This is a genomic window from Pedococcus sp. 5OH_020 (assembly GCF_027812955.1).
Lineage (GTDB): Bacteria > Actinomycetota > Actinomycetes > Actinomycetales > Dermatophilaceae > Pedococcus.
The window spans coordinates 234,175-250,123 of sequence record NZ_JAPYZV010000008.1; the positions used below are offsets into that span (position 1 = coordinate 234,175).

The 15,949-nt window shown below is 71.5% G+C and carries 12 protein-coding genes; 7 read left to right on the plus strand and 5 right to left on the minus strand.

What is annotated here, in order from left to right; translation table 11 throughout:
* Nucleotides 1-133: 133 nt before the first annotated feature.
* The 4 genes from PHA84_RS16125 to PHA84_RS16140 all read right to left on the minus strand — a co-directional run bounded on the left by PHA84_RS16125 (nt 134) and on the right by PHA84_RS16140 (nt 5,680).
* Entirely contained in the window at nt 134-1,423 is a 1,290-nt protein-coding gene (locus PHA84_RS16125) for an ABC transporter substrate-binding protein (RefSeq protein WP_270889152.1), read from the minus strand.
* A 168-nt stretch (nt 1,424-1,591) separates the two neighbouring features.
* Nucleotides 1,592-2,485, minus strand: a complete 894-nt coding sequence (locus tag PHA84_RS16130; protein ID WP_270889153.1) for a sucrase ferredoxin — start codon at nt 2,483-2,485, stop codon at nt 1,592-1,594.
* A gap of 59 nt (nt 2,486-2,544) precedes the next feature.
* Nucleotides 2,545-4,989 carry a DNA gyrase/topoisomerase IV subunit A gene (locus PHA84_RS16135; protein WP_270889154.1) on the minus strand — a complete coding sequence of 815 codons (2,445 nt, stop codon included), beginning with the start codon at nt 4,987-4,989 and terminating at the stop codon, nt 2,545-2,547.
* A 67-nt stretch (nt 4,990-5,056) separates the two neighbouring features.
* A complete protein-coding gene (locus PHA84_RS16140; protein ID WP_270889155.1) occupies nt 5,057-5,680 on the minus strand; it encodes a nitroreductase family protein in 624 nt (207 codons plus the stop codon).
* Nucleotides 5,681-5,761: 81 nt separating this feature from the next.
* Between PHA84_RS16140 and PHA84_RS16145 the strand changes: the two genes are divergently transcribed.
* The 6 genes from PHA84_RS16145 (at nt 5,762) to PHA84_RS16170 (ending at nt 13,306) form a co-directional block, all read left to right on the plus strand.
* On the plus strand, nt 5,762-6,301 hold the full coding sequence (locus PHA84_RS16145) for an RNA polymerase sigma factor (RefSeq protein ID WP_270889156.1): 540 nt from the start codon (nt 5,762-5,764) through the stop codon (nt 6,299-6,301).
* Nucleotides 6,298-7,857, plus strand: coding sequence for a sialidase family protein (locus PHA84_RS16150; RefSeq protein ID WP_270889157.1), 1,560 nt, complete (start codon nt 6,298-6,300; stop codon nt 7,855-7,857). Before PHA84_RS16145 ends, PHA84_RS16150 begins: the two co-directional genes overlap by 4 nt.
* Nucleotides 7,858-7,901: 44 nt before the next feature.
* Nucleotides 7,902-10,568 carry a bifunctional acetate--CoA ligase family protein/GNAT family N-acetyltransferase gene (locus PHA84_RS16155; protein WP_270889158.1) on the plus strand — a complete coding sequence of 889 codons (2,667 nt, stop codon included), beginning with the start codon at nt 7,902-7,904 and terminating at the stop codon, nt 10,566-10,568.
* 139 nt (nt 10,569-10,707) lie between these two features.
* Nucleotides 10,708-11,334, plus strand: a complete 627-nt coding sequence (locus PHA84_RS16160) for a DUF5998 family protein (RefSeq protein WP_270889159.1) — start codon at nt 10,708-10,710, stop codon at nt 11,332-11,334.
* Between the two features lie 11 nt (nt 11,335-11,345).
* Nucleotides 11,346-12,584, plus strand: a complete 1,239-nt coding sequence (locus PHA84_RS16165; RefSeq protein WP_270889160.1) for an alkaline phosphatase family protein — start codon at nt 11,346-11,348, stop codon at nt 12,582-12,584.
* Nucleotides 12,585-12,595: 11 nt separating this feature from the next.
* Nucleotides 12,596-13,306 (plus strand): thymidine kinase, encoded by a 711-nt coding sequence (locus tag PHA84_RS16170; protein ID WP_270889161.1) that lies wholly within the window; start codon nt 12,596-12,598, stop codon nt 13,304-13,306.
* Here the strand turns inward: PHA84_RS16170 and sepH are convergent.
* Entirely contained in the window at nt 13,278-14,618 is a 1,341-nt protein-coding gene (sepH, locus tag PHA84_RS16175) for a septation protein SepH (RefSeq protein WP_270889162.1), read from the minus strand. The two genes, PHA84_RS16170 and sepH, sit on opposite strands and share 29 nt — an antisense overlap.
* Before the next feature lie 214 nt (nt 14,619-14,832).
* On the opposite strand from sepH, the gene PHA84_RS16180 reads away from it, so the two are divergent.
* Nucleotides 14,833-15,948 (plus strand): ferrochelatase, encoded by a 1,116-nt coding sequence (locus tag PHA84_RS16180; RefSeq protein WP_270889163.1) that lies wholly within the window; start codon nt 14,833-14,835, stop codon nt 15,946-15,948.
* The last annotated feature ends 1 nt before the right edge of the window (nt 15,949 follow it).

Here is a 15,949-nt window from a genome sequence, read left to right on the forward strand (position 1 = left end):
GGGTGGTGGGGGTCCTCAGAGGGGGGTTGGTGAGGTGGGTGCCAAGCGTGTGAGGAAGGTTCTTGGCGGGAGATGAAGCACGTCGTGGGGGTGGCCCCGTGAGGCCACCCCCACGACGTCGGGACGAGGCCGGTCAGCCTCCGGCGGCCGCCTGCATGGCCGCCTGCATGTCCTTCACAGCGGCCTCGGGCGTCTTCTGCCCCTGGATCGCGGCGTAGGAGTTCTCCTGGATGGCCTGGGTGATGCCCGGGTAGAAGGGCGTCACGGGCCGGGACACGGCGTTCTCGATCGAGGTCTTGAGCACCGGCAGGTACGGGTACTTCTTGACGAGCGCCTGGTCGGTGTAGATGGACTCGATCACAGGGGCCAGCGAGCCCTTCTCCATGTTGGTCTTCTGCTCCTCGGGGCTGGTGAGGAACTTCAGGAAGTCCAGGGCCGTGCCCTTGTTCTTGGAGAAGGCGCTGATGGCGGCCATGTGACCACCGAGGGTGGAGGTGCCGGGTCCGCTGACGCCCGGGAGTGGGGCGACGGCGAACTTGCCGATGACCTTCGAGGACTTGTCCGTGCTGGCCAGGTTGTACACGTACGGCCAGTTGCGCAGGAAGAGCAGCTTGCCGTTCTGGAAGGCCGCCCGGCTCTCCTCCTCCTGGTAGGTGATGGCCTGCTTGGGGATGTCACCGTTCTTGTAGTGCTCCGCCAGCGCCGCGAGACCCTTGGCTGCCTCCGGTGAGTCAGCGGTGGGCTTGCCCTTCTCGTCCACCATCTTGGCGCCGTAGGCGTTCATCCACTCGGTGGCGTTGCAGGTGAGCCCCTCGTACTTGGCGAACTGGCCGGCGAAGCAGTCCATGCCGTTCTTCTTGGCGATGGAGCACATCGACCACATCTCGTCGATGGTCTTCGGCGGGGTCTTCACCAGGTCGGACCGGTAGTAGAGCATCGCGCCGTCGGACGACGTCGGTGCCGCGAAGAGCGTGTTGTTGTACGTCGCAGCCTTGACGGTCGGCGCCAGGAAGCCGTCGGTCGGCAGCGCGAGCTTGTCCTTCAGGGGCGTCAGCCATCCCTTGGCTGCGAACTCCGCCGTCCACACGACATCGACGGAGACCACGTCGTAGCCGGGGTCCTTGGCCTGGAAGTGCTGCACGAGGTCGTCGTGCTGCTGGTCCGCCTTGTCGGACTGCTCCTTGACGGTCACCTTCTCGTTCGGGTGCTTGGCGTTCCACCGGGCGGCCTGAGGTGCGACCAGGTTGCTGTTGTCCTTGCCCTGGACGTAGGTGATGGGGCCGTGCTTCTCGGTGCCGGACGCAGCGCCAGAGCTGCTGCTGCCGCTCCCGCTGTTGCCGCCACCACAGGCGGCCACCAGGGCCACAGCGGCTACGCCGGCGACTGCCGTGAGGATCCGGCGCTTGTGCAATCGGAGGGCCATACGCCCGCCTCCATTTCTCGCGTGGTGCCAAGGCGGACGTGCCTCGGCAGTGAGGTGAACCGTCCTCATGTAAACGTTTACGCTCCCTGGCCGCAATCGTCAGGGGACGTGGCGGCGGTAACGATTGGGTAACTCGGAGTGGCCGACGCTCGGGCTCGCGACTCCGCTTCAGCGCTGCGAGAGGGTGACCGTCCATTCCAGGACCGGGACCGACGGCTTGCCGCAGGACTCCGGGAGGGCCTCGGCGGCCACCCGTCGCTGGCAGCGCGCGTGCCAGGAGCGACCGTCGACGTGGTCCACGACGTACGAGGCGAAGCCGTCAGCGTCAAAGGGGTCTACCTCGACGGTCTGCAGTGCCGTCAGCGACCGCTCCCCGGTGACGTGCCGGACCTGGGACTCGGCGGCCTGTCCGGCGGCCGTCAGAGCGCTGCGGCCGCGGTCGTGCCAGGGGCCGAGGACGGCGGACGGTAGCTCCCCGGCCTCCGCAGCGGCCAGCACCGCGGAGCACATCGGCGGGTCCAGGCGTGCGAGGGTCGCCCCATGCGGCAGGAGGACCCCCGTCGGGGCGAACCGGTGCCCTCCGGTGTGCGAGGCCTCCCAGACGCGGCCCGGGTGGCTCGCCCAAGCCTCTAGGGCGACCGGCCGTCCTCGGACGGCGCAGCACACGTCGCGCCGTCCGTTGGTACACAGCAGCAGGATGGGCTCCGCGGCCGCAGCCCCAGGCATGGAGGCGAGGACCGCAGCTCGGTCACCACGCGCCAGGGCGTCGAAGTCGAGGTCCAGCAGCGCATCGACCTGCCTCAGCTCGGTCTGCAGGAGCCAGGGCTCCGGACCGCACCACGCCAGGTACACCGCCTCGCCCCGTGACTCGTGGTCGTCCGGGTGGCGTCCGGGACGCCGGACCAGGGACAGCCTGCCACCACGCTCCGAACAGGCGGTCGACAGCGACTCGCCTAGCGCCACAGGCAGATGCGACTGCGTCGCTGCATCACGGCCCCAGGGGCCCGGCTGCTCCAGAGCGACGAAGAAGGCAGCCCGCGCCGCCGTCCCGTAGGCCGACACGCGCGCTCCGTCGAACCCCACCGAGCAGGCGTCCGGCGCGCTGTGGCCGTGAGAGAGGCTCACGCGGGCGGGGGCCCGGAGATCGCGGCGATGGTGGCCGATGCGGGGGTTCCCGAACCGTCGCGTCGCCCGGTGGCCGGGGGAAGCTCGATCGGCACGCCGTTCCCGCCGGCCGCCCGGGCCGGGGTGCTGCCCGCCCAGGCGAGGACGAGCGTGTCTTCGCCGCGCAGGAACCGGTGACAGCGAACCCCGCCGGTGGCCCGTCCCTTGAGCGGGTACTCGCTGTAGGGCGTGACCTTGAGCGACCCGGGCTCGGTGCCCGGAAGGGCGCCGGACGATCCGGAGGACGTCACGACCACCGCGTCGGTGTCCCGGCCGACGGCGCCGAAGAAGACCACCCGGTGGCCGGGGCTCAGCTTGATGCCGGCCACCCCACCCGCAGCTCGGCCCTGCGGTCTGACGGCACCCGCCGGGAACCGGAGAAGCTGCGCGTCGGAGGTGATGAACACGAGGTCCTCCTGACCGGTGTGAAGCGTGACGGCGCCGACCACCTCGTCGCCGTCCCGGAGGGCCACCAGCTCGAAGTCCGACCTGGCTGGGTAGTCGCTGGTGACTCGCTTCACGACGCCCTGGCTGGTGCCGAGCGCGATGCCGGGGGAGTCCTGCGTCACCGGTACGAGAGTGAGCGGCTGCTCGCCGCCCGGCAGGTCGACGTACGCGGCGAGCGGCGCACCCCCGGACAGGCTCGGGGAGCCATGCGTGGGGGGAAGGGTGGGCAGCTCGAGGGCGGAGAGCCGGACGAGGCGGCCGCGGGAGGTCACCAGCCCCACCTCTCCCCGGGCCGTCGTGCGGACCGCGCTCACCAGCACGTCGTGCTTGCTGCGCGAGCCGTCGGTCGGCAGCGGGTCCGCCGACGAGGTCCGGGCCAGGAGCCCCGTGGGGGAGAGCAGCACCCAGCACGGGTCGTCGACGACCTCCAGCGGCGACGCTGCCGTGGTCGCCACGCCCGCCGACTCCAGGAGCACCGTCCGGCGGGGCGTGCCGTGGGCCTTCGCGACCTCCGCCAGCTCGGAGGAGACGGTCCTCAGGAGCACCTTCTCGTCGCCGAGGATGCCCTGGAGCTCCTCGATCAGCCGCCGCAGCTCGGCCTGCTCCCTCTCCAGCTCGAGCCGGCTGAACCGGGTGAGCCGGCGCAGCTGCAGATCCAGGATGTACGTCGCCTGCCGCTCGGAGAGGTCGAACACGTCCATCAGCCGGGTCCGCGCCACCTTGCCGTCCTCGGACGTCCTGATGAGCTGGATGACCTCGTCGATGTCGAGGATGGCGATGAGCAGCCCCTCGACGAGATGCAGCTGGTCCTGGTACTTGGCCAGCTGGAACTCGGTGCGCCGCCGGACCACGTCCGTGCGGAAGTCGACGTAGACCCTGAGCAGCTCCTTGAAGCCGAGAGTCCGCGGACGGCCGCCGACGAGCGCGACGTTGTTGATCGCGAACGAGTCCTCCATCGGCGTGAGCTTGTAGAGCTGCTCGAGGACCGCGTCGGGGTTGAACCCGTTCTTCACCTCGATGACGAGGCGCAGACCGTGCTTGCGGTCCGTCAGGTCCTTGACGTCGGAGATGCCCTGGAGCTTCTTCGACTGCACCGCGTCCTTGATCTTCTCGATCACCTTCTCCGGCCCCACGAGGAACGGCAGCTCGGTCACCACGATGCCCATCCGACGGGCCGAGGTCTTCTCGATCCGTGCAGTCGCCCGGGTGCGGAAGCTGCCCTTGCCCGTCAGGTAGGCGTCGCGGATCCCCTCCAGCCCGACGACGCGGCCGCCCTGTGGCAGGTCCGGCCCAGGGACGAACCTCATCAGGTCGTCCAGGGAGCAGGTGGGGTGGGCGAGCAGGTGTCGGGCGGCGCCGATGACCTCGACGAGGTTGTGCGGCGGCATGTTGGTCGCGAAGCCGACCGCGATGCCGCTGACCCCGTTGACGAGGAGGTTGGGGAAGGCGGCGGGGAGCACGCCCGGCTGCATGAGCTGGTCGTCGTAGTTGGGGACGAAGTCGACGGTGTTCTCGCCGAGGCCGGCGGTCATCAGCAACGCGGCAGGCGCTGGCCGGGCCTCGGTGTAGCGGGACGCGGCCGGTCCGTCGTCCAGCGAGCCGAAGTTGCCGTGCCCGTCCACGAGCGGCAGGCGCATGGTGAACGGCTGCGCCATCCGGACGAGCGCGTCGTAGATGGCGGTGTCGCCGTGCGGGTGGTACTTGCCCATGACGTCGCCGACGACCCGGGACGACTTGACGTGGCCACGGTCCGGGCGCAGCCCCATCTCGCTCATCGAGAACAGGATCCGCCGCTGCACCGGCTTGAGCCCGTCCCGGGCGTCGGGCAGGGCCCGCGAGTGGATGACCGACACGGCGTACTCGAGGAACGCCTCCTGCATCTCCTCGCGGACGTCGATGTCGACGATGCGCTCGACGTACGCCTCGTCCTGCGGTGGCGGGGTGGTGCGGGCCATGCGTGCGTACAACTCCTACCGGGTCCTCCCCACAGGCTGCGGGGAACCACCCAATCTTGTCCCACTGCTAGAGACGGCCTGCCGCCGACTCGCCGAAACGGCCCCAGTGCACGACCTCGGCCGAGGGCCGACGGCCGCGGCGAAGGCTCGGGGAGGTGGTCCGCTCCCGCTCGTGGCCCAGCGCGACGACGCCCACCAGCCGGCGGCCTGCTGGGATGTCGTAGGCGTGTCGCACCGGCTCGTGGCGGGCCGGCGGGACCCCGAAGAAGAGCGCGCCGAGACCCTGGTCGACGGCAGCCAGCAGCATGAGCATCGCCGCCATGCCGGTGTCCACGTCCCAGTACGGGACCGGCCACCGGGCGAGGTCCCGGTCGTCCCAGCCCTTGTCCGCCTCGGCGTACCGGTCCAGATAGGTGTCGGGGTCGGAGAGGCACAGGATGAGGACCGGTGCGGCCGACACCCCCCGCAGCCACGAGCCAGGCGGTCGGTGGTCGTCACGCGTGGCGTCCCAGAACCTCGCACGGTCCTGTGGGTCGGCGAGGACCAGGAAGTCCCAGCCCTGGCTGAACCCGGCACTGGGCGCGCGCTGTGCGGCCCGTAACACGTGACCCAGCGCGCCGGGGGTGACCGTCCGCACCGGGTCGAACCGGCGCACCATCCGTCGCCGGCGCACGACCTCGCGAAACTCCATGCGCCCATCCTGTCCTCCTGCGCCGGTAACGGCTGACACACTGGCCACCAACCTGGCCCACCGGCACGGCGTCAACCAGGCATGACGTCTGTGGCGGCGGTGGCATTCGCGGGAGGGGTGCTCGTGCCGTCGCGTGACCGAACGGACCTCGACGGGGCAGTCCGCGAGATCTACGACGTCCACTACGCCCGGCTCGCGGGTTGGACGGCGCGGCTGGTCGGAGACCCGGACCTGGCCCACGACCTGGCGACGGAGGCGTTCCTCAAGCTGTACCGCGAGTTCTCGCGGGTCGACGACCCCAGACCCTGGCTCTACGCGGTCACTGCCAACCTCGTCCGGGACCACTGGCGCAAACGGGGACGGGAGGCCACGGCGTACCAGCGGCACGAGGCAGGCCGTCAGGACTTCACGGCCGACCCGGACACGGCGACGACCCTCACGGTGCGGGAGGCGGTCCAGGCCCTGCCGGACCGGTTGCGGGTCGTGGTGATGCTGCACTACTTCGCCGACCTGCCGGTCGCCACGGTGGCCCGTCAGCTCGACAAGGCCGAGGGGACCGTGAAGCGAGACCTGTTCGACGCGCGCCAGCGGATGGCGCAGATGCTGGGAGAGAGCCGATGAGCCCGACACAGGACCCCTTCGACCGGGAACCGCGGCAGCGTGACCCGGTCGCGGACTTCTTTGCCAGGGAACGCGCCATGGTCCGTGACCTCGTCCCGCGACCGGAACATTTCGAGTCGATCCTGACGGAGGCGGGCCGGCCCTCGGGGCGCCGCTGGCTGCCGTACGTCGCCGTGGCGGCGGCGGCGGCGATCGCCGGAGCGGTCGGTCTCGGTGTCCTGCAGGGCAAGGGCGGGGGACCGGACCATGTCGACGTGGCGAGCTCCACGCGGACGAGCGCCGAGGTCCAGGTCAGCTCCACGACGAGGCCGGGGACGAGGACCGTGACGGGGCCCGTCTCAGCCTCGGGACCGACCACGAGCCCCAGCCGCTCCACCAGCACGCCGCCGCCGACGGGTGGCGCACCGCGGCCGCTGCCCGTGCCGAGGTCGTTCGACATCGCCTCCATGTCGAACGCCGGCGGCGGGCACCTCTTCGCCCTGGGCGCCGCGACGTGTCCCGGCGGCCCCTGCACCGCCGTGGTGGCCTCGGACGACGACGGCCGGAGCTGGGCGTCCCGCTCCTCCCTCACCGGGCTCAGGACTTCCGGCGCCAGGGTGACGCCGGACCGGCCGGACCAGCTGGTCGGGCTGAGGTTCGCCTCGGACCGGATCGGCTATGTCTTCGGCAGTGTCGTGCGCCGCACTTCCGACGGCGGCCGGACCTGGCATGCGGTGGACGTCGGCGGCCGGGTGGTGCTCTCGCTCGAGACCGACGGTCGACAGGTCTGGATGGCCACAGCCGGCAGCTGCACCCATGGCGGCAGCCGACGCGGCTGCCACGACCTCCAGCCGCGCACCGGTGCGGTGACGCAGGACTCCACCCGGCCGGTGGCCGTGCCTTCCATGCCCACGGACGCGGAGAACGCCTGGGTCGCGATGGACGGGTCCGACGCCTACTACAACGTCACGACGGCAGGGCAGCGGCACCCCGCGCTCGCCGCCAGGCTCTCCGGCAAGCCTGCCGCCCTGTCCTTGCCGGAAGGCTGCGCCGCCGACCAGGGGATGTGGGTGTCCGCCACCGCCAGCACCCGAGGGACACTGCTCGCGGTCTGCCCCAGTGCGGGGCGGCCCACCCAGGGATACGCGGTCGCCGTCTCCACGGACCGTGGTGCCAGCTGGTCCAGCCGCCCTGCTCCAGCCCTGGGCCGGCCCGGCGGAAGCGGGGTCTGGCTGACCGCGAACGACCCTGCACACCTCGTCGTCCTTCGCGAGGGGCTGCCATCGAGCGCCGACGGAGCGGACGTGTCCACCACCCTGGTGGTCAGCGACGATGCCGGCAAGACCTGGCGGCCCGGTGTGCTGGGCGCTCCCGGCATCGCAGGCGGGACCTCGTCCACGCCGGGCACAGGCACATCGTCGTCCGGCAACAACGGGTCCGACCGCACCACCGGATCGACGGTGACGTGGGCCGGCGCCGCCGGTGGTGGCCTCGTCTACGCGCTCGCCGGGGGCACGTCGTACTGGCTGAGCACGGATGCGGGAATGACCTTCGCGTCGGTGCCTTTGCGCAGGTAGGTGTCGCGCCGGGCACCGCCCGGGACCATGCCATGCTTTCCCTCATGACTGACGCAGGGGGCCGTCCCGCTGGCTACCCCGCCCAGTGGGAGGCCGACGTCGTACTGCGCGACGGCTCGGTGGCGCACCTTCGCCCCATCACGCCCAGCGACGTGGAGGCGGTGCACCGGTTCCACGCCGGCCAGTCCGACGAGTCGATCTACATGCGCTTCTTCGCGCCGCTGCGCAAGCTCAGCGACCGGGACGTCACCCGGTTCACCAACGTGGACTACCACGACCGGGTGGCGCTGGTCGCCACGGTGCGCGGCGAGATCATCGGCATCGGCCGGTTCGACCGGATCACGCCGGTCAGCGCAGAGGTGGCCTTCAACATCTCCGACTCCTACCAGGGGCGCGGCATCGGCTCGGTGCTCCTGGAGCACCTGGCGGTGATCGCGTGGGAGTCCGGCGTGGAGGAGTTCACCGCGGAGGTCCTCCCGCAGAACCGCAAGATGATCTCGGTCTTCAGCGACGCGGGCTACGAGGTCGACCGTCGCTTCCAGGACGGCGTCGTCTCGCTGCGCTTCCAGATCCAGCCCACCGAACGGTCCGAGGCCGTACGCCTGTCACGGGAGCACCGTGCGGAGTCGGTGAGCATGCACTCGGTCCTGTTCCCCGACTCGATCGCGGTCGTCGGAGCGAGCCGGCGTGCCGACTCGATCGGTCACCACATCCTCGCCAACATCCAGGCGGGCGGCTTCCACGGCGCGGTGCACGCCGTCAACCGCGAGGCGATGGAGGTGCTGGGCCTGCCCGCCCACGCCAGGCTCTCGGACATCCCGGACGGGGTGGACCTCGCCGTGGTCGCGGTACCCGCCGAGGAGGTCCTCGACGTCGTCGCCGACTGCGCCGAGGCAGGGGTCAAGACCCTGCTCGTCGTCACCGCCGGCTTCGCGGAGGCCGGCGACGCGGGGGAGGAGCTGCAGCGCCGTCTGCTCACCGCCGCCCGAGAGTCCGGCATGCGGGTGCTCGGTCCCAACTCGTTCGGTGTCATCAACAACCACCCGGACGTGCGGCTCAACGCCTCGCTGGCTCCGGCGCTGCCGCCGGCCGGCCGGCTGGGACTGTTCGCGCAGAGCGGCGCCCTGGGCATCGCCGTCCTGGCGTCGGCCGCGAGGCGAGGTCTGGGCATCTCCGTCTTCGCTTCGGCAGGGAACCGCGTCGACGTCTCCGGCAACGACTTCATGCAGTACTGGATCGACGACCAGGACACCGACACGGTGGGGCTCTACCTCGAGTCGATGGGGAACCCGCGCAAGTTCTCCCGGATCGCCCGTCGGCTGGCGTCGACCAAGCCGGTCATCGTGGTGAAGTCAGGGGTGTCCTCGTACGGCGTGCCTCCCGGGCACCGGGCACGTCCGACGCGGGTGCGCCCAGAAGCCTTCGACGCGATGCTGCGGCAGGCGGGCGTCATCCGCGTGGAGAACGTCCACCAGATGTTCGACGTCGCCCAGCTCGTCACGCACCAGCACCTGCCCGGCGGCAACCGGGTCGCCATCGTCGGGAACTCGGACGCGCTGGGCGCGCTCACCGCCGAAGCATGCGTGAGCTGGGGGCTGGAGGTCGCCCACGGGCCGGTCTCCCTACCCAGCGACGCGCGCGGCGAGCAGTTCGCCGAAGCTCTCCGCAGCGCCTTCGGCGACTCCGAGGTCGACAGCGTCCTGACCTGCTTCATCCCACCCCTGGTCACCCTCGACGAGGACGTCGCGACGGCGGTGCGCGACGCCGCGATGGCGACGGACAAGCCGTGCCTGGCGACCTTCCTGGGTATGCGCGGCGTCTCCGAGCGGCTCTCGGGCACGGCACCGGACGGCCGCCGGGTCGTCGTTCCCGCGTACTCGATGCCCGAGGACGCGGTGCGGGCGCTCGCCGGTGCGACCCGGTACGCCGAGTGGCGGGCTCGCGACCGCGGCGTCCCGGTACGACCCGCCGGGATCGACCGCGAGGCGGCCGAGCAGCTGGTCGAGAAGGTTCTCGCGGAGTCGCCCGACGGTCGACGGCTCACGCAGCAGGAGGTCACCGCCCTGCTGGAGCCGTACGGCGTGCGCGTCTGGGGCAGCGTGCCGGTCCGCACCGTGGAGGAGGCCGTGGCCGCCGCCGAGTCGATCGGTTACCCGGTCGTCGTCAAGTCGGTCGCCCCGCTCATGCGGCATCAGCCCGGGTTGAGCGGCATCAGGGTGGACCTGCGCTCGGAGGCCCAGCTCCGAGAGGCGTTCGCCGGGCTGAACGACCGGCTGGCGCCGCTGTCCGCGAACTCGTTCGTCGTGCAGCGGATGGCGGCGCCCGGAGTGTCCTGCGTCGTCCGCACCGACGAGGACCCGCTCTTCGGCCCGGTCGTGTCCTTCAGCATCGCCGGGCCGCCGACCGAGCTGCTGGGCGACATCGGCTACCGGATCCCACCGTTGACCGACGTGGACGTCTCCGACCTGATCTCCTCGGTGAAGGCGGCGCCCATGCTGCACGGGCACCGCGGGGCCGCCCCGGTGCATCGAGCCGCCCTCTCGGACCTCGTCGCCCGTGTCTCGGTGCTCGCCGACAACCTGCCCGAGATCGCCAGCCTCGTGCTCAACCCGGTCAACGCCCACCCCGCCGGGGTCGACGTCCTGGGGGCTGAGGTGGTCCTCGCGCCGACCCCGCGCCGCAAGGACACGGGCCGCCGCACCCTGACCTGAGGCGGTCGCGAGCACAGCAGTGGGCCGAGTCCCATCTGAGTCCCATCTGAGTCCGATCGTGATGGCTCCGCGCGAGCGCTCCCCAGGCCGCGCCCCCTGGAGGGGCAGGCGGCTGCGGACCTAGGGCAAGATGGGCCCCATGGGCTCGACCTCTCCCCACAGCGCCTCGGCGTCGCTGGCTCCGCTTCCCGACGACCTGACCCGTGCCATCGAGCGCGCCGGGTACTACCCGGCCCTCGTGGGGGACGTGGTCCAGGCGGCGCTGGGCGGCCAGGAGGTGGTCTCCCACCTGGTCCACCAGGAGACCACGTTCGACCACGACGTCGTACGGCGTCACATCACGGTGCTCGCGCTCACGACCTCGCGGCTCGTCATAGCGCATGCCGACGACCACACGGACGAGCGACCGGACCACGAGGACCTGGCGACGGCGACCACCGAGAGTGTGCCGCTGAGCGCGGTACGCGGCGTCATGCTGACCCACGTGGTGAGCCGCCCCCAGGACTACCGGCCCGGTTCGCTGGGCCGGGAGATCACGCTCACCCTCGGATGGGGGGCGGTCAGCCGGATCGACCTGATGCCTGCGACGTGTGCCGACCCTGACTGCGACGCCGACCACGGGTACGAGGGCAGCGTCGCCTCCGACGACATCTCGCTGCGGATCAGCGCCGAGGCGGAGGGGGACGCCGCCCTGCAGCAGGCCCTCGGCTTCGCCCGCGAGCTCTCGGCGAGCATCGGTCACTCACGGCCGGCCGACCGACGGTGACGCCTTAGTCCATGCCGCACGAGCGACTGCTCCCTCCGCGCTACGACGCCGACGGTCTTGCCGGCGTGCTTCCCGCTGTCGCGGAGAGCTTGGGGGTGAGCCTGGAGGTGAGCGCGGGCGCCAGCCGGGGGGTCCCCTCCGCGGCGAACGGAGCGGGCGGGCTCCCGGTCAGTCCGACGGGCTCAGGCACCGAGTCAGCCGGCCATAGGACGGTGCCGCTGCCACCATCGCGGCGGGCGGTCGTGGTGCTGGTCGACGGCCTCGGCTACGAGCTGATCCGGCGCCGCGGCGGCCATGCGCCGTTCCTGCGCTCGCTGCTTCCGGCCGCCCACCGCGTGACGGCCGGTTTCCCGTCGACGACGGCGACCTCGATGGGGACCTTCGGCACCGGCTTGAGCCCTGGGGCGCACGGGCTCCTGGGGTACGAGGTGCTGGTGCCCGGGGAGGACCGGCTCGTGAACGAGCTGTCCTGGGAGGACGGACCCGACCCTCTCACCTGGCAGCCGCGTCCCACCGTCTTCGAGCAGGCGGAGCGGGCCGGGGTGAGGGTCACCCGGGTGGGGCCTGCCTTCTTCGAGGGCTCCGGACTGACCCAGGCGGCCCTGCGTGGCGGTCGGTTCAGTGCGGCGAGCACCCTCGCGGACCGTGTGGACGCCTCGCTCACCGCCGTACGCACGGACGCCCGAGCCCTCGTGTACCTGTACTGGGGGGACCTGGACAAGGTCGGGCACGTCCACGGATGCCAGTCCTGGGAGTGGGGCGACGAGCTGGAGGCCATCGATGCGGAGCTGGCTCGCCTGGTCGCCTCGGTCCCGCGCGACACGGCGGTCTACATCACGGCGGACCACGGCATGGTCGACGCTCCACACGCCCTGCGCATCGACCTCGCCCACGATGTCGAGCTCGCCACAGGAGTCCGGCACGTCGGAGGAGAGCCGCGGGCGCTGCAGCTCTACTGCGAGAGCGGTACCGCCGCCGACGTCGAGCAGACGTGGCGCGAGCGGGTCGGCGAGCGGGCCTGGATCCGCACCCGCGACCAGGCGGTCGCCCAGGGGTGGTTCGGGCCCGTGTCTGAGGTCAACCTCCCGCGGATCGGCGACCTTGTGGTCGCCATGCGCGACAACTTCGCCATCGTCGACTCCCGTCGGGCCAGGCCACAGCTGCTGGCCCTCATAGGGCTGCACGGGTCCTTGACCGCAGAGGAGTCGGCCGTGCCGTTCTTCCACGTTCCGGCCCGGGACAGCGCCTAGGGTGTCCCTCCGTGGCTGAGCTCGTCTTCTTCTCCGGCACCATGGACTGCGGCAAGTCCACCCTCGCCCTCCAGATGGACCACAACCACCGGGCACGGGGCAGGTCCGGGCTCATCTACACCAAGCTCGACCGGGCCGGGACCGACGTCCTGTCCTCGCGGCTCGGGCTGTCGACGGCCGCCCACGAGGTCGCGGACGACCTCGACTTCTGGGACGCCGTCGTGGACCACGCCACGCATGGGCTGCGGGTCGACTACCTCATCTGCGACGAGGTGCAGTTCTACACGCCAGCCCAGGTGGAGCAGCTGGCGAAGCTGGTCGACGAGATGGCCATCGACGTCTTCGCGTTCGGCATCACGGCCGACTTCCGCACGGAGCTGTTCCCCGGGTCGCGCCGGATGATCGAGCTCGCGGACCGGGTGCAGGTGCTCCAGGTCGAGGCGCTCTGCTGGTGTGGGCGCCGGGCGACGCACAACGCACGCGTCGTGGACGGCCTGATGGTGGTCGTGGGGGAGCAGGTGGTGGTCGGTGACACCAAGCCGGGCGGAGAGGCCCTGGTGGAGTACGAGGTGCTGTGCCGCCGGCACTTCATGCGCCGGATGAACTCCGCGGCGGCTCGGGCAGCCGCCTCCTCGCCGGACGTTCTGCCGTTCGACCTCGACCTGTGCCCGGTCCCGCGGCCCGCCGAGGATCTCAGTCCCGAGGCTTCGCCCCGAACATGACGTCGTCCCAGCTGGGCACGCTACGGCGGCCGTTCTTCTTCGCCGGCCGCAGGCTGTCGCGTCCCGCCTGAGAGCGCTCAGGGGGTGGCACCGACGACTCCTCTTCGGCGTCACCGACCGTATCGTCATCGTCCATACCGCCGAAGGACGGTGCGTCCGAGGCGCCCTCCGGTGCGGCGCGGGACGGCGCGTCCGGAGCTTTCGCAGCTTCCTCGGTGTGGGGCACCTCTGTCGGCTGCACGTCCTGAACGTCGGGCATCAGCGTGCGCTCAGCGTCCCGAAGGTCGGGCAGTACGGTGGGCTCGGTCGAGAGCGGCGCCGGCACCTCGCCCGTCTCCGGTCCCGGGAGCACGTCGTCCCCGACCGGGTCGGGGGCGTCGGCGTTCGCCTCAGGCGTGTCTTCCAGGTCCAGAGGGTGGGTGCCGCGGGCCGCGGGAGGCGGCGCCATGGTCTCCGGATCGTAGTGAAGGTCCTCGAGGGGGAGTGCGTCCTCGCGGGGGGCCTCGTCGAGCGGGGTCTGGGCCGCCGGGCTCTTGCGTCGACGGGGCCGCCCCCGGTGTGACGCCCGCTCCCGCATGGCCGACATGAGGTCGACCGGCTCCTGCGGACGCTGCGGCCCAGCAGGTCGGCCGCCCGGCCCTCGAAGACCGCCTTCGGCCTCGACGTCGTACACCGTCGTGGCGCGAACCGGCGTGGACACGAGGTGGGGCGCCGGGAGCGGTGAGCCGACGCCGGAGGAGTCGTCCTCGCTCAGCCAGCGGGCCTCGTCGTCGGAGGCGACCACGGTCCGGGCCGCGGTGTCGAACGCCCAGCGTGCCTGGCGCTCGCGCCCACCCGCAGGGAACGTGAGCACCACGGTCCAGTCGCCGCCCTCCGCGCGGGCCGAGTCCCACTCCGCCATGGCGGGGTCGACCCCCCGCGCCGAGAGCCGCTGGCTGACACGGGCCGCGAGGGTGGGAGCGCCGCCAGCTCCCCCACCGCGACCGCGCAGGCGGACAGCTCGGGCCAGGCCCGCGACATACTCCCGCTCAGCCAGGATGGGGCCCTCGTAGCGCCGGACCTTGTCGACCGACCAGCCGGCCCGGTCGGCGACCTCCTCCGAGGAGAGCCCGGCCCGGATCAGGGCCTGCACCTCGCGCGGTCGCATCCCACCGTCGATCTCGATCTGCAGCTGTCCGAGCCGCGGACGGTCCCGGCGCACCGCGGCGCGCAGCGGCTCGTCGAGAGGAACGCGAAACCTCTCCCCAGCGGAGTCGGACATCAGCAGGTGCTGGCCGTCCTCGTGGACACCGATCAGCCGCAGGTCTCGCATTGCCATTTTCTCCCGTATCGCCCTGGCATGACGCCGGGCACCCTGGGGCGACTCTGCCACCAATCGAGGTCGCGGAGAAAGCGCCCACGCCGCGAGGGTAGTTTTGAGCCGCGATGCTGACCCTCGACCCGAACCCCCAGCCGGCTCTCTACGTGGCCGCGGTCCTCGCCTTCGCCCTGAGAACCGGAGACCTCCCCATGAAGACAGCCGCCCGATGACCGCCGACGGGGACCCCTTGGAGCCGTATGACGGCATCCTCCTGCTCTCGTTCGGTGGTCCTGAGCGTCCGGAGGACGTCCTGCCGTTCCTGCGCACCGTCACGGCCGGCAAGAACATCCCCGACGAACGGCTCGAGCAGGTGGGCGAGCACTACTACGGGTTCGGCGGACGCAGCCCCATCAACGACCAGAACCGTGCGCTGATCCGCGCGTTGCGCGCCGAGCTGGACCGCCGGCAGGTGCAGACCCCCATCCTGTGGGGCAACCGGAACTTCGCGCCCTTCACGCGGGAGGCCCTGACGCAGGCCCATGAGCGGGGGATACGCCGTCTCGTCACGGTGATCACCAGCGCGTACTCGTCGTACTCCTCGTGCCGGCAGTACCGGGAGGACCTCGCGGCAGCACAGCAGGAGCTGGCGGACGCCGGCCTGCACGTGGAGATCGACAAGGTCCGCACCTACGTCAACCACCCAGGGTTCTCGCGCACGAACGCCCGCCTGGTCACCGAGGCGGTCCGCGGGGCCCTCCGCTCCGGGACCGACGTCGCGGACCTTCGCCTTCTCTTCGTCACGCACTCCATCCCGACGGCCATGGACGACACCTCGGGCCCAGGGGACGAGCTCGGCAACGCCTACAGTCGCCAGCACCACAGCCTCGCGCAGGCCATCACTGCGGAGGTCAACGCCACGCTCGACACCGACCTCGACGGCGAGCTCGTCTTCTGCTCGCGCTCCGGTCCGCCGAACCAACCGTGGCTCGAGCCGGATGTCAACGACCGGCTCGAGGAGCTGGCGGCCGACGGCGCACGGCTCGTCGTGCTCGCCCCCATCGGCTTCGTCTCCGACCACATGGAGGTGGTGTACGACCTGGACACCGAGGCGGCGCGGACCGCTGAGGGCCTGGGCGTCGAGCTGGTGCGCGTCCCCACGGTCGGAGTGGACGCCGAGTTCGTCTCGGGGCTGGCCGACCTCGTCCTCGAACGCGCCGCGCAGGCGCGCGGCGAGACACCTCCTTCGCCGGCGTGGCCGGGGAGCCCGCTCCGCTCGACCTGCGCACCGGGGTGCTGTCCGAACCTGCGCGAGGCACGCCCCGCGCTCTGCGGGCAGGACTGAC

Bases quoted from the DNA above. Each gene is read 5' to 3' on its own strand.
- PHA84_RS16125 (WP_270889152.1), bottom strand. From the start codon at position 1,423: ATGGCCCTCCGATTGCACAAGCGCCGGATCCTCACGGCAGTCGCCGGC.
- PHA84_RS16135 (WP_270889154.1), bottom strand. From the start codon at position 4,989: ATGGCCCGCACCACCCCGCCACCGCAGGACGAGGCGTACGTCGAGCGC.
- PHA84_RS16140 (WP_270889155.1), bottom strand. From the start codon at position 5,680: ATGGAGTTTCGCGAGGTCGTGCGCCGGCGACGGATGGTGCGCCGGTTC.
- PHA84_RS16145 (WP_270889156.1), top strand. From the start codon at position 5,762: ATGACGTCTGTGGCGGCGGTGGCATTCGCGGGAGGGGTGCTCGTGCCG.
- PHA84_RS16150 (WP_270889157.1), top strand. From the start codon at position 6,298: ATGAGCCCGACACAGGACCCCTTCGACCGGGAACCGCGGCAGCGTGAC.
- PHA84_RS16155 (WP_270889158.1), top strand. From the start codon at position 7,902: ATGACTGACGCAGGGGGCCGTCCCGCTGGCTACCCCGCCCAGTGGGAG.
- PHA84_RS16160 (WP_270889159.1), top strand. From the start codon at position 10,708: ATGGGCTCGACCTCTCCCCACAGCGCCTCGGCGTCGCTGGCTCCGCTT.
- PHA84_RS16165 (WP_270889160.1), top strand. From the start codon at position 11,346: ATGCCGCACGAGCGACTGCTCCCTCCGCGCTACGACGCCGACGGTCTT.
- sepH (WP_270889162.1), bottom strand. From the start codon at position 14,618: ATGCGAGACCTGCGGCTGATCGGTGTCCACGAGGACGGCCAGCACCTG.
- PHA84_RS16180 (WP_270889163.1), top strand. From the start codon at position 14,833: ATGACCGCCGACGGGGACCCCTTGGAGCCGTATGACGGCATCCTCCTG.